The 12,813-nt window shown below is 73.4% G+C and carries 9 protein-coding genes and 1 riboswitch; of the genes, 2 read left to right on the forward strand and 7 right to left on the reverse strand.

Features of this window, described 5'->3' with window-relative positions; all coding sequences use genetic code 11:
- Positions 1 to 37: 37 nt before the first annotated feature.
- From B085_RS0127650 to B085_RS0127660, 3 genes are read right to left on the reverse strand one after another with little or no spacing between them, the layout of a single operon-like run.
- Positions 38 to 1,222 carry an alkaline phosphatase family protein gene (locus B085_RS0127650; RefSeq protein ID WP_018561860.1) on the reverse strand — a complete coding sequence of 395 codons (1,185 nt, stop codon included), beginning with the start codon at positions 1,220 to 1,222 and terminating at the stop codon, positions 38 to 40.
- Positions 1,222 to 1,809, reverse strand: coding sequence for a DUF5998 family protein (locus tag B085_RS0127655; RefSeq protein ID WP_018561861.1), 588 nt, complete (start codon positions 1,807 to 1,809; stop codon positions 1,222 to 1,224). Before B085_RS0127655 ends, B085_RS0127650 begins: the two co-directional genes overlap by 1 nt.
- 28 nt (positions 1,810 to 1,837) lie before the next feature.
- The gene (locus B085_RS0127660) at positions 1,838 to 4,561 is read right to left on the reverse strand and encodes a bifunctional GNAT family N-acetyltransferase/acetate--CoA ligase family protein (RefSeq protein WP_018561862.1); all 2,724 of its coding nucleotides are present in this window, start codon (positions 4,559 to 4,561) and stop codon (positions 1,838 to 1,840) included.
- Between the two features lie 121 nt (positions 4,562 to 4,682).
- On the opposite strand from B085_RS0127660, the gene B085_RS0127665 reads away from it, so the two are divergent.
- Complete coding sequence (locus tag B085_RS0127665) at positions 4,683 to 4,964, forward strand: HPr family phosphocarrier protein (protein WP_018561863.1); 282 nt, start codon at positions 4,683 to 4,685, stop codon at positions 4,962 to 4,964.
- A 217-nt stretch (positions 4,965 to 5,181) separates the two neighbouring features.
- Here the strand turns inward: B085_RS0127665 and B085_RS0127670 are convergent, their stop codons facing one another.
- From B085_RS0127670 to B085_RS0127685, 4 genes are all read right to left on the reverse strand, one after another.
- Complete coding sequence (locus tag B085_RS0127670) at positions 5,182 to 5,874, reverse strand: GntR family transcriptional regulator (RefSeq protein ID WP_018561864.1); 693 nt, start codon at positions 5,872 to 5,874, stop codon at positions 5,182 to 5,184.
- A 230-nt stretch (positions 5,875 to 6,104) separates the two neighbouring features.
- Entirely contained in the window at positions 6,105 to 6,869 is a 765-nt protein-coding gene (locus B085_RS0127675) for a M23 family metallopeptidase (RefSeq protein ID WP_018561865.1), read from the reverse strand.
- Between the two features lie 15 nt (positions 6,870 to 6,884).
- Positions 6,885 to 7,041: riboswitch (cyclic di-AMP (ydaO/yuaA leader) on the reverse strand.
- A 321-nt stretch (positions 7,042 to 7,362) separates the two neighbouring features.
- Positions 7,363 to 8,730, reverse strand: coding sequence for a M16 family metallopeptidase (locus tag B085_RS0127680; protein WP_051102182.1), 1,368 nt, complete (start codon positions 8,728 to 8,730; stop codon positions 7,363 to 7,365).
- A 17-nt stretch (positions 8,731 to 8,747) separates the two neighbouring features.
- Positions 8,748 to 10,094, reverse strand: a complete 1,347-nt coding sequence (locus B085_RS0127685; protein ID WP_018561867.1) for a M16 family metallopeptidase — start codon at positions 10,092 to 10,094, stop codon at positions 8,748 to 8,750.
- Between the two features lie 206 nt (positions 10,095 to 10,300).
- On the opposite strand from B085_RS0127685, the gene B085_RS0127690 reads away from it, so the two are divergent.
- Complete coding sequence (locus B085_RS0127690) at positions 10,301 to 12,751, forward strand: DNA gyrase/topoisomerase IV subunit A (protein ID WP_018561868.1); 2,451 nt, start codon at positions 10,301 to 10,303, stop codon at positions 12,749 to 12,751.
- The last annotated feature ends 62 nt before the right edge of the window (positions 12,752 to 12,813 follow it).

The raw sequence follows: 12,813 nt of genomic DNA on the forward strand, positions 1-12,813 counted from the left end.
GGGGCGGGGCGGAGGGCGGTGCGGTGGGCGCGGTGCGTCAGGTCCGTACTTCGAGCAGCGGCACCAGCTGCTCCACGGGGGTCATCGAGCCGTGCAGGCCGACCATGGTGGACTCCCCCGGCTCGGTGCGCGTGGCGACGATCGCGATGTCGTCCCGGGCGACGGCGACGACGTCGCCGATGCGGCCGCGCACCCGGTCCTCCACGACCGGGCCGAACCAGCCCGCGGCGATCGCCTCTTCGCGGGAGGCCACCCACATCTGCTCACCGAGCACCTCGCTCCACACCGCGTGGACGTCGGCTGCGGCGCCCGGCACGGCGTAGACGTGGCGGGCCCGGGCCTCGCCGCCGAGGACGGCGACGCCGGCGCGCAGCTCCCAGTCCTCGTCGAAGTCGATCCGGGACTCCGGGTCGAAGGGGATGTCGATCATGCCGTGGTCGGCGGTGACGTAGAGCGCGCTGCGCGGCGGCAGCTGTTCGGCCAGCCGCTGGGCGAGCCGGTCGGCCATCATCAGCTGGCCGCGCCAGGCGTCGGAGTCGACGCCGTGCCGGTGGCCCATGGAGTCCAGCTCGCTGTAGTACGTGTAGACCAGCGCGCGGTCGGACGCGGCGAGCCGCTCGGCGGTGAGGTCCATGCGCTCCTCGCCGGTGAGCCGTCCGAGGAAGGTGCCGCCGCTGAGGGCGATCTTGGTCAGCGGGGTGTGCTGGAAGGTGGGCGAGGTGACCTGGCAGGTCTCGATCCCGGCCTCCTGGGCGAGCCGGAAGACGGTGGGATACGGCTGCCACTCGGTCGGGGAGGTCCACGGCTGCCAGCGCAGCTGGTTCATCAGCTCGCCGGTGTCCGGGTTCAGCACGGTGTAGCCGGCCAGGCCGTGCGCGCCGGGCGGCAGCCCGGTGCCCACCGAGGCGAGCGAGGTCGCGGTGGTGGAGGGGAAGCCCGCGGTGATCGGACGGCCGCTGCCGGTGGCCGAGCCGGCCATCAGGGAGGTGAGGAACGGCGCCTCGTCGGGGTGCCGGCGGATCAGCTCCCAGCCCATGCCGTCGACGAGGAACACGCACACCCGGTCGGCCGGCGCGAGGTCGAGCGCGGTCCGTGCGACGCCGGGGATGCCGAGCCCCGCGGCGACCGCGGGCAGCAGGTCGCTCAGCGCGCCGGTGCCGTAGCGGGGGGCGGGCGCGGCGTACGGGTCGAGCGGTTCGTAGGACGGGGCGGGATGGACCATCAGGAGGCCGCGCCCGCGGTCGCCTCGGAGAGCGCCTGCGCGAAGGCGAGGGCCTGGCGGACGGTCTCGGGGCCGTCGCCGGCCTCGCTGACCCGCAGGCTGAGGTCGTCGGCGCTGGAGGAGCCGGTGTAGCCGTGGTCGGCGTCGCAGTTGGGGTCGCCGCAAGCGGCGGGCTCCAGGTCGATGCGGCTGACCGCGCCCCAGCCGATGGTCAGCACGACCTCGCGGGGCAGGGTGCCCGGGGTGTACGACTCGGGGTTGGCGACGACCCGGCTCATCACGACCGAAGAGATCCGCTCGAGCTTGACGGACTCGGTGGAGGTGGTGGCGTAGGGGCTCGGGGAGGTGTCGTCGGCGCTCTGCTCGTCGGTGTGGCTGACGATGAAGCGGGTGCTGGTCAGGACCAGGACGGTGACGTGCCGGCGGACCTCGTTGGCGTCGAAGGTGGTCTCCTGGTGGACCAGGTACGACGCGACCGGCTCCCCACCGACGGAGGCCTCCACGGCCTCGGCCACGAGGGCGGGGTAGTAGCCGCTGCGCTCGATCGCCGCGCGCAGCCCCTGGGTCGTCGTACCGGTCTTCGCCATGGCGACCATCCTAGTGCGGAGCATGTGTTCAGAAGGACGACAGTGCCCGAGGCCCGAGGTCCGTGCGGGCCGGGGGGCGCGCGAGGCGTACGGAGGCGCCGAGCACGGTGAGGCCGGCGGGGGCCACCACCACCGGTTCGAGGTCGACGCAGACCACCTCGGGCAGGGCGTCGACCAGCAGCGAGACCCGCAGCAGCAGCTCCTCCAGGGCGCCGGTGTCCACCGGCTCCGCGCCGCGCCAGCCGAACAGCAGCGGGGCCGCCTTGATGGAGCGCACCAGCTGGGCGACGTCCCGGTCGGTGGCCGGGACCAGCCGGTGAGCCATGTCGTCGAGCAGTTCGGAGGGGGCGCCGGCGATGCCGAAGGAGAGCACGGCGCCCGCGGCCGGGTCGACGGTGGCGCGTACGACCGTGTCGACCCCGCGCGGCGCCATGGCCTGCACGACCAGGTGCAGCTCCTCGGGCTTGCCCAGTCTGGCGGTCAGCTCAGCGAAGGCGCGGCTGAGGTCGTCGGGGTCGGCGATGTCCAGGCGTACGCCGCCGAGGTCGGCGCGGTGCCGCAGGTGCGGTGCGGTGGTCTTGAGGGCGACCGGGTAGCCGAGCCGGCGCGCGGCCTCCAGGGCCGCGTCGATCCCGGGGGCGGGCAGCGCGGGCCGCACCGCGATGCCGTAGCGGGCCAGCAGGTGGGCGGCCGCCGGGTCGTCGAGGGTGACGCCGTGGGTGACGACGGCGGGCTCGCCCGCCTCGTCGAGCAGCCGGGTGACGTCCTGGCAGGCGCCCGTCTCGTCGACGTCCTCGAATTCCGGCACCTTGCCCGGCACCTGGGCGTCCCTTCGCCACCGGGCGTAGGCGGCGGCGCGGGCCAGTGCCTTCACGGCGCGGTCGGCGGCGCCGTAGGCGGGGACGCGGACGGCCGCGAGGCGGGTGGCCATGGCCTCCAGGGCGGTGTGGACGACCACGACGGGCTTGCCGGATCCGCCCTCGTCCGCGGCGGCGTGGAGCGCCTCGGCCAGCGCGGGGTCGTCGCTGCTCGCGGGGGCCTCGGCGAGTTCCGTGCCGACGCGCGGGATGGCCGTGACGACGACGGCGTCGTGGGCCGGGTCGGCGAGGGCCGCGCTGAGGGCCGCCCCGAAGTCCGCCGGGCCGGCGGCGGTGGTGAGGTCGAGCGGGAGGCCGGGTTCCAGTCCCGCGGTCAGGCAGGCGTCGTAGGTGATCAGCCCGAGGGACTCGGAGTTGCCGAGGATCGCGACGCGCGGTCCCGCGGGCAGCGGGCGGCACGACAGGAGCAGTCCGGTGTCGAGGAGCTCGGTGACGGTGTCGGTGCGGATGACGCCGGCCTGCTGCAGCAGGGCGGAGACGGTGCTGTCGGGGATGCGGGCGGGGGGTACGGCGTGTCCGGGCGGGGCGGCCGCCGAGTGCCGGGCGCCCTTGACCGCGACGACCGGTTTGACGGCGGCGGTGCGCCGGGCCAGGCGGTAGAACTTCCGCGGGTTGCCGAGGGTTTCGAGATAGAGCAGGGCGACGTCGGTGGCCGGGTCGTCGTACCAGAACTGCAGGATGTCGTTGCCCGAGACGTCCGCCCGGTTGCCCGCGGAGACGAAGGACGACAGCCCGGCGCCGCGCCGCCGCAGTCCGGACAGCAGGGCGATGCCGATGGCTCCGGACTGGGTGAACAGCCCGAGCCGTCCGGCGTCCGGGGTCTCGGGCGACAGGGAGGCGTTGAGCCGGACGTCGTCCGCGGAGTTGAGCATGCCGAACGCGTTGGGGCCGATGACGCGCATGCCGTATGTGAGGGCCTGCCGGACCAGGGCGCGCTGCCTGCGGCGGCCCTCGGCGCCGGACTCGGCGTAGCCGGAGGAGATCACCAGCAGGCCGAGGACGCCGTGCCGGCCGCATGCGTCGACGGCCTCGGCGACGTCGTCGGCGGGCACGGCGATCACGGCGAGGTCGACGCTGTCGGGGATCTCGGCGACGGAGCGGTGGGCGGGGACGCCTTCGGGTTCGAGGGTGTGCAGGTCGGTGGGGAAGGAGCGGTTCACGGCGTGGACGCGGCCGGTGTAGCCGCCCGCGACGATGTTCCGGAGCACCCCGCGGCCGACGCCGCCCGGCCGGCGGCCGGCGCCGATGACGGCCACCGAGGCGGGCGCGAGCAGCCGCTGCACGGAGCGGGCCTCGGCGCGCTGTTCGCGGGCGCGCATGACGGCGAGGGACCGCTCGGTGGGCTCCAGGTCGAACTCGAGCCGGACGACGCCGTCGCTGAAGCTGCGCTGCTGGGTGTAGCCGGCGTCGGTGAAGACCTTGATCATCTTGCGGTTGGCGGGCAGCACCTCGGCGATGAAGCGGCGGATGCCCCGCTCCTGTGCCACGGCGGCGATGTGTTCCATCAGGGCGGAGGCCACGCCGCGGCCCTGGTGCGCGTCCTGGACGAGGAAGGCGACCTCGGCCTCGCCGTCGTCGGTGCGGTCGTAACGCACGGTCGCGATGAACTCGCCGCCGACCAGGGCCGCCAGGCCGACGCGGTCGCGGTAGTCGTGGTGGGTGAAGCGGTGCACGTCCCGGTCGGAGAGCCGGGGGTAGGGCGCGAAGAAGCGGTAGTACTTGGACTCGTCGGAGACCTTCTCGTAGAAGCTCACCAGCCGTCCCGCGTCGTCCGGCGCGATCGGCCGGACGTGCGCGATGCCCCCGTCGCGCAGGACCACGTCCGCCTCCCAGTGGACCGGGTAGTCGCGCTCTGCGTCGGACGGCGTCGTCATGGCCCAAGCGTACGGGCACCCGGCCGCCGTGGAAGCGGTGCGACGATGTGGGGACGGACCGGTGTCCGAGGCATGGCAGACTGGTCTAGACCTCTTTAGGAACGACCCGAAGGGCAACACCATGGCTGAGCGCCGCGTCACCATCGGCTGGGCCGAGGGCCTGCACGCACGTCCCGCTTCGATCTTCGTCCGCGCCGCCACCGCCTTGGGCGTCCCCGTCACCATCGCCAAGGCGGACGGTGCCCCCGTCAACGCCGCCTCGATGCTCGCCGTGCTGAGCCTGGGCGTGGCCGGCGGTGAGGAGGTCGTGCTCGCTTCGGACGCCGACGGTGCGGACGCCGCTCTGGACAGCCTGGCCAAGCTCGTCTCCGAGGGGCTGGACGAACTCCCCGAGACCGTCTGACGCCGCACGCGGCCGCCTTACGGCAAAAGGGGCGGGCCCCGGAACGAAATCCGGCCGGATTTCGCGGGGCCGCCCCTCTCTCCTTTTCCGCACGTTTTTCGGGCAGCGCGCAGCGCGATGCGGCACGGAAATATATCCGCGCACGATTACCCACTTTGTATACGGCCCTTTTGTTGCGCCCGGCCGCCCGAATTGTGTACGGCGTGTTTCCGTTTCCTCACCGCGCCGCGGCGCGGCGCCCCGTGCTCTCCGGACGGCGCAGCCGGTGCACCGCCGTCGCCCGCTCCACATGGGCCGCCATCAACTGCCGGGCCCGCTCCGCGTCTGCGCGCGCCACGGCGTCGACGACCGCGCCGTGCTCCTCCCAGGACTCCACCGCGCGCCCCGGGGTGTCCACCGCGTACACCCAGGCGATCTTGTGCCGCAGCTGGGTCAGCTGCGCCACCAGGGTCGGGCTGCCCGAGGCTTGGGCCAGCGTCTCGTGGAACCAGCCGTCCAGAGCGGGCAGATCCGACAACTGGCGCCGCAGGGAACGCTCCTGGCCCAGCCGGACGAGCCCGCGCAGCACCTTCACATGCGCCTCGGTGCGCCGCTGCGCCGCCCGCGCGGCGCCCAGCGGCTCCAGCAGGGCCCGGATGTCCAGCAGGTCGGCGGCCTCCTGCTCGGTGGGCTCGGCGACGGACGCCCCGGCGTGCCGGCGGGTCTGCACGAACCCCTCGGACTCCAGGGTGCGCAGCGCCTCGCGCACCGGAACCCTCGACACCCCGTAGCGCTTGGCGAGTTGCTCCTCGGTCAGCCGGCTCCCCGGCGCGAAGAACCCGCTGACGATGTCGTCGCGGATCGCCGTGCACACCGCCCGGGCCGAAATCCGCCGGCCGACGCCGCCGGCCCCGTTCACGTCCGACCCCACATCGCAGATTCCTTTCGGTGCGCGCCGACGTCCGCCCTTTCATCCCCGCGTAACGGAGAGTCGGCGTTTCTGGCGCGACTCTATTCCAGTACGGCGCCGATTCCGACGGCCGCCCTGAATTCATGGAGCGTTTTTGGACACACCGACGGCCGGTATGCGCGGCATGCCGAAGGCCCCGGCGGGGGAACCGGGGCCTTCGTGTGGGGGGAGGGAAATGGCTCGGATGCGGCTCAGATGCGGACGCCCTTGGAGCGCAGGTACCCCAGCGGGTCCACGTCGCTGCCGTAGGACGGGGCCGTACGGGCCTCGAAGTGCAGGTGCGGGCCGGTCACGTTGCCGGTGGCGCCCGACAGGCCGATCCGCTGGCCCGCGGAGACGGTCTGGCCGACGGACACGCCCAGCGACGACAGGTGGCCGTACTGGGTGTACATGCCGTCCGCGTGGCGGATCACGATGTTGTTGCCGTACGAGCCGCCCCAGCCCGACTCGACGACGGTGCCGGCGCCCGCGGCGTGCACCGGGGTGCCCACGGAGGCCACGAAGTCCACACCGGTGTGGTAGCCGGAGGACCACAGGCCGCTGGTCGCGTGGTACGGCGTGCCGATGGAGCCGGCGACGGGCAGCGCCCAGCCGCCGATCGCGGCGCGGCCGGCCGCGGCGCTGCGCGACGCGTGCGCGGTACCGCTCTCCCGGGCCGCCTTGGCCTTGGCGGCCTGGGCAGCGGCCACCTCGGCGGCGCGCTCACGGGCGGCGCGCTCGGCCCGCGCGACGCGGGCGGCGTGGTGCTTGCGGGCGATGGCGGCGGCCCGGTGCTGCGCGGACGCCTGGTCGGCGAGGCGGGTGGCCAGGTCCCCGGCCACGGCGGCGCAGCGGGCGAAGGCGGAACCCTCGGTCCGGGCGTCGGCGGCCGCGGCGGGCACGACGAACGCGCCGGTGGTGACGGTGGTCAGCGCGGCGGCCCCGGCCAGGGCGGAGCGTATGGAGAACGACGCCATGGGCAGGCGGAGATCCTTTCCTTCCTTCTCGCCTACCGGGTTAGCTGACGGGTTCGGAGCAGGAAGGTCTCCTACGGGCGGCGGCACGCCGCCCGATTCACCCCAGGGACATCCCAGGTGGGTCCCCGGCTCCCCAGGCTCACGCCCGACGGGGACTCGGCGATCGTTGCTCCGGTGCCGCGGGTGGCGGCTGATTCCGCCGGGCAACCCGAGGACGCTAACCGCGCGTTGCTCCCGGCTCCAAAAAAATCCGGCAATATGTGCGGGATGCCACACCCGCCGCCAACCGGTCCCAACCGTCCGCAATAGCGCGACACCGCAGCTCACCGGCGGTGCATGCCCCCGCGGAAGGGCCCCGGCGCGGCCCGCGGACGGCTTCCGTACGGCCTGCGGAGCCTCGTGGCACGGCCCCGCCCGGGCGGCCGCACGGGCGCGTACGCGCCGCGGCCCCGGGCGCCGCGAGGGCGCTCGGGGCCGCGGTGGGAGGTACCGGTCAGCCGCTGACGACCTCGACCGGGCCGATGCCCAGCTCGCGGATCGGGTCCGCGATGACGGAGGCGTCGCCGACGAGGACGACCACGAGCCGGTCCAGGGGGAAGGCGTTGACGGCGGCGGCCGTCGCCTCGACCGTGCCGGTGACGGCCAGCCGCTCGTAGAGCCGGGCCTGGAAGTCGTCCGGCAGGGACTGCTCGACCTGGTCGGCGAAGGTCCCCGCCACCGCCGAGGCCGTCTCGTAGCGCAGCGGGGCGACGCCCACGAGGTTCTGCACGGCGGCGTCGCGCTCGTCGTCGGTGAGCCCCTCCGCCGCCAGGGTGCGCAGCACCTGCCAGGTGTCGGCCAGCGCGGGCGCGGTGACGTCGGTCGCCACGGAACCGCTGATGCCGAGCAGGGAGACGCCGGTGCCCTCCGGAGTGGAGAGCAGCACCTGCCCGAAGGCCCGCACGCCGTAGGTGTAGCCCTTCTCCTCGCGCAGGACGCGGTCCAGGCGCGAAGTCAGCGTGCCGCCGAGGCAGTACGTGCCGAGCACCTGGGCGGCCCAGACGGGGTCGTGGCGGTCGGCGCCGGCACGGCCGATGAGCACCTGGGTCTGGACGGACCCGGGCCGGTCGACGATCACGACGCGTCCGGTGTCGTCCGCGGTGATCGCGGGCAGCGGGCGGCGCTCGGCGGGCTTGCCGCTCCACTCCCCCAGCGTGCTCTCCAGCAGCGCCTCCAGGTCGATCCCCGCGAGGTCCCCGACCACGACGACCGTCGAGGTGAACGGCCGAACGTACGTGTCGTAGAAGGCGCGGACCGCTGCCGCGTCGATGCGCGCCACCGTCTCCTCGGTGCCCTGGCGCGGCCGGGAGCAGCGCAGGTCGGCGGCGAAGAGCTCCTTGGACAGCGCCATGGCGGCACGTCGCGCGGGGTTGGCCAGCTCGTGCGGGATCTCGTCGAGGCGGTTGCGCACCAGCCGCTCGACCTCGCCGTCCGGGAACGCCGGGGCGCGCAGCGCGTCGGCGAGCAGCCCGAGGCCCTTGTCGAGCCGGGAGACGGGGACCTCCAGGGAGACCCGGACCCCGGGGTGGTCGGCGTGGGCGTCGAGGGTGGCCCCGCAGCGCTCCAGCTCGGCGGCGAACTCCTCGGCGCTGTGCTTGTCGGTGCCCTCGGACAGGGCCCGCGCCATGATCGTGGCGACACCGTCCAGGCCCTCGGGCTCGGCGTCGAGCGGCGCCGCGAGCAGCACCTCGACGGCGACGACCTTCTGCCCGGGCCGCCGGCTGCTCAGCACCGTCAGTCCGTTGGGCAGCGTGGAGCGCTCGGGGGCCGGGAAGGCCCAGGGCCTGGGCTGACCCGGCCGGGGCTGCGGGTGGAACGTCATGGTGGTGTGGACGTCGGTCACTGGTCCGCGCCCTCCTCGTCCTCGTCGGAGTCCTCGCCGGCCGCGGAGCCGGTGGGCTCGTAGACCAGCGCGGCGCGGTTGTCCGGCCGCAGGGTGGCCGCCGCGACGGCCCGCACCTCGTCGGCCGTGATGTCCAGGATGCGCTTGACGGCGGTCAGGGCCAGCTGCGGGTCGCCGAACAGCACGGCGTACCGGCACAGTTCGTCGGCGCGGCCGCCGACGGTGGCGAGCCGGTCCAGCCACTCGCGCTCGAGCTGGGCCTGGGCCCGCTCCATCTCCTCCGGGGTCGGGCCCTCCTCGGCGAAGCGGGCCAGTTCCTCGTCGACGGCCGCCTCGACGTCGGGCACCTCGACGCCGCTGGACGTCTTCACGTCGAGCCAGCCGAGCGACGGCGCCCCGGCCAGCCGCAGCAGGCCGAAACCGGCCGCGACGGCGCTGCGGTCCCGGCGCACCAGGCGGTTGTGCAGCCGCGAGGACTCCCCGCCGCCGAGCACGGTCAGCGCCAGGTCCGCGGCGTCGGCCTCGCGGGTGCCGTCGTGCGGCAGCCGGTAGGCGGCCATCAGCGCGCGCGAGGGGACGTCCTCCTCGACGACCTCGCGGAGCTGCCCGCCCATCACCCCGGGGAGTGAACCGTCACGGGGCGCCGGCTTGCCGTCGTGGGCCGGGATGGTGCCGAAGTACTTCTCGATCCAGGCCAGGGTCTGTTCCGGGTCGATGTCGCCGACGACCGCGAGGACTGCGTTGTTCGGCGCGTAGTACGTCCGGAAGAAGGCCCGGGCGTCCTCCAGGGAGGCGGCGTCCAGGTCCGCCATCGAGCCGATGGGGGTGTGGTGGTACGGGTGGCCGTCCGGGTACGCCATCGCCGTCAGGCGCTCGAAGGCGGTGCCGTAGGGAACGTTGTCGTACCGCTGGCGGCGCTCGTTCTTGACCACGTCGCGCTGGTTGTCCAGGCTCTGCAGATCCAGTGCGGACAGCAGACTGCCCATGCGGTCGGCCTCCAGCCAGAGCGCGAGCTCCAACTGGTGGGCCGGCATGGTCTCGAAGTAGTTGGTGCGCTCGAAGCTGGTGGTGCCGTTGAGGGAGCCGCCGGCGGACTGGACCAGTTCGAAGTGGCCGTTGCCCGTGACGTTCGCGGAGCCCTGGAACATCAAGTGCTCGAAGAGGTGGGCGAGTCCGGTACGGCCCTTCACCTCGTGGCGGGAACCGACGTCGTACCAGAGGCAGACCGCGGCGACCGGGGTGAGGTGGTCCTCGGAGAGCACGACGCGCAGGCCGTTGGCCAGGCGGTGCTCGGTCGCGGTGAGGCCGCCGGATTCTGCCTCCGGCGTGGCCGTGTGACCCATGGGCAAGCTGTCCTTCCGGTCGCGTACTCGTTGTTTTGTGCTGAGACCTGCCACTCTAGGCAGCGGACAAACGGCCCGCGAAGTTCCCGTCACCGCCAGGTATGAGCCGGGGGGGTGGTCCGGGCTGTCGGTGGGGCGGTCCACAATGGTCCGCGTCAGTCCCGTGTCCTTATCCGATGAGGTCCAGCCGAAGGAGCAGCGCCCTGATGGCCCGCCGCACCACGAAGACCCCGCCGCCGGACGATTTCGAGGAGCGCATCCTCGACATCGACGTCGTCGACGAGATGCAGGGGTCCTTCCTCGAGTACGCCTACTCGGTCATCTACTCGCGCGCGCTCCCGGACGCCCGCGACGGGCTCAAGCCGGTGCACCGCCGGATCGTGTACCAGATGAACGAGATGGGGCTGCGCCCCGAGCGCGGCTTCGTGAAGTGCGCCCGCGTCGTCGGCGAGGTGATGGGCAAGCTCCACCCGCACGGCGACGCCTCGATCTACGACGCGCTGGTGCGCATGGCCCAGCCGTTCTCGATGCGTGTGCCGCTGGTCGACGGCCACGGCAACTTCGGCTCGCTCGGCAACGACGACCCTCCGGCCGCGATGCGTTACACGGAGTGCCGCACCACTCCCGCCGCGGCGCTGATGGTCGAGTCGATCGACGAGGACACCGTCGACTTCACGCCGAACTACGACGGCCAGGAGCGGGAGCCGGTGGCCCTGCCGGCCGCCTACCCGAACCTGCTGGTCAACGGCGCCTCCGGCATCGCGGTCGGCATGGCCACCAACATGCCGCCGCACAACCTCGGCGAGGTCATCGCCGCCGCCCGCCACCTGATCCGCTACCCGAACGCGGACCTCGAGGCCCTGATGCGCCACGTCCCCGGCCCGGACCTGCCGACCGGCGGCCGGATCGTGGGCATGGACGGCGTCCGGGACGCGTACGAGACCGGCCGCGGCACCTTCAAGATCCGCGCCACGGTCTCCGTGGAGGACGTGACGGCCCGCCGCAAGGGCCTGGTGGTGACCGAGCTGCCGTTCACGGTCGGCCCGGAGAAGGTCATCTCCAAGATCAAGGACCTGGTCGGCTCGAAGAAGCTGCAGGGCATCGCGGACGTCAAGGACCTGACCGACCGCGAGCACGGGCTGCGGCTGGTGATCGAGGTGAAGAACGGCTTCCACCCCGAGGCCGTCCTGGAGCAGCTCTACAAGCTGACCCCCATGGAGGAGTCCTTCGGCATCAACAACGTGGCGCTGGTCGACGGCCAGCCGCTCACGCTGGGCCTGAAGGAACTGCTGGAGGTCTACCTCGACCACCGCTTCGAGGTCGTCCGGCGGCGCAGTGAGTTCCGCCGCGGCAAGCGCCGCGACCGCCTCCACCTGGTGGAGGGCCTGCTGGTCGCCCTGGTCGACATCGACGAGGTCATCTCGATCATCCGCTCCAGCGACAACGCCGCCCAGGCCAAGGAGCGGCTCATCGAGCGCTTCGCGCTGTCGGAGATCCAGACCCAGTACATCCTCGACACCCCGCTGCGCCGGCTGACCCGCTTCGACCGGATGGAACTGGAGTCCGAGCGGGACCGGCTGACCGCGGAGATCGAGGAGCTGACGCGGATCCTGGAGTCCGACGCCGAGCTGCGCAAGCTGGTCAGCGCCGAGCTGGCGGTGGTCGCCAAGAAGTACGCGACCGAGCGCCGCACCCTGCTGATGGAACCGGGTGTGGCGCCCGTCGCGGCCGTGCCGCTGGAGGTCGCCGACGACCCGTGCCGTGTGCTGATCTCCTCGACCGGGCTGCTGGCCCGTACGGCGAACGGCGAGGCCCTGACGCCGGGCGACGGCAAGCGGGTCAAGCACGACGTGATCGTCTCGGCGGTCCCGACGACGGCCCGGGCCGACGTCGGCCTGGTCACCTCGACCGGGCGCCTGCTGCGGATCGCCGTCATCGACCTGCCGATCCTGCCGGAGGCCTCCGGCGCGCCGAACCTGGCGGGCGGGGCGCCGCTCGCGGAGTTCCTGACGCTGGAGCCGGACGAGCAGGTGCTCTGCCTGACCACGCTCGACGAGTCCTCCCCGGGCCTGGCGCTCGGCACCGAGCAGGGTGTGGTCAAGCGCGTCGTGCCGGACTACCCGGCGAACAAGGACGACCTGGAGGTCATCGCGCTCAAGGAGGGCGACCGCATCGTCGGCGCCGTCGAGCTGCGCACCGGTGAGGAGGACCTGGTCTTCATCACCGACGACGCCCAGCTGCTGCGCTACCCGGCGGGCCAGGTGCGCCCGCAGGGCCGCCCGGCGGGCGGTATGGCCGGCGTCAAGCTGACGGACGGCGCGAAGGTGATCTCCTTCACCGCGGTCGACCCGTCGGCCGACGCGGTGGTGTTCACCCTCGCCGGGGCCCGGGAGACGCTCGCCGGGGCCGAGGAGGGCACGGCCAAGCTCACGCCGTTCGACCAGTACCCGCGCAAGGGACGGGCGACCGGCGGTGTGCGCTGCCAGCGCTTCCTGAAGGGCGAGGACATGCTGCTGCTCGCCTGGGCCGGTGGCACCCCCGCACGTGCCGCCACCTCGACGGGCGCGCCGGCCGACCTCCCGCCGAAGGACCCGCGCCGCGACGGCTCTGGCGTGGCCCTCACCAAGCGGGTCTCGGTGGTCGCCGGCCCGGTGTGACCGGCGGGCCCACAGCGATGAGGGGCGCGGCACCCGGTGCGGGTGCCGCGCCCCTCGGCGTA

Origin of the sequence: Streptomyces sp. BoleA5, assembly GCF_000373665.1 — a bacterium.
Taxonomy (GTDB): Bacteria; Actinomycetota; Actinomycetes; order Streptomycetales; family Streptomycetaceae; genus Actinacidiphila.

Bases quoted from the DNA above. Each gene is read 5' to 3' on its own strand.
- B085_RS0127650 (WP_018561860.1), bottom strand. From the start codon at position 1,222: ATGGTCCATCCCGCCCCGTCCTACGAACCGCTCGACCCGTACGCCGCG.
- B085_RS0127655 (WP_018561861.1), bottom strand. From the start codon at position 1,809: ATGGCGAAGACCGGTACGACGACCCAGGGGCTGCGCGCGGCGATCGAG.
- B085_RS0127660 (WP_018561862.1), bottom strand. From the start codon at position 4,561: ATGACGACGCCGTCCGACGCAGAGCGCGACTACCCGGTCCACTGGGAG.
- B085_RS0127665 (WP_018561863.1), top strand. From the start codon at position 4,683: ATGGCTGAGCGCCGCGTCACCATCGGCTGGGCCGAGGGCCTGCACGCA.
- B085_RS0127675 (WP_018561865.1), bottom strand. From the start codon at position 6,869: ATGGCGTCGTTCTCCATACGCTCCGCCCTGGCCGGGGCCGCCGCGCTG.
- B085_RS0127680 (WP_051102182.1), bottom strand. From the start codon at position 8,730: ATGACGTTCCACCCGCAGCCCCGGCCGGGTCAGCCCAGGCCCTGGGCC.
- B085_RS0127685 (WP_018561867.1), bottom strand. From the start codon at position 10,094: ATGGGTCACACGGCCACGCCGGAGGCAGAATCCGGCGGCCTCACCGCG.
- B085_RS0127690 (WP_018561868.1), top strand. From the start codon at position 10,301: ATGGCCCGCCGCACCACGAAGACCCCGCCGCCGGACGATTTCGAGGAG.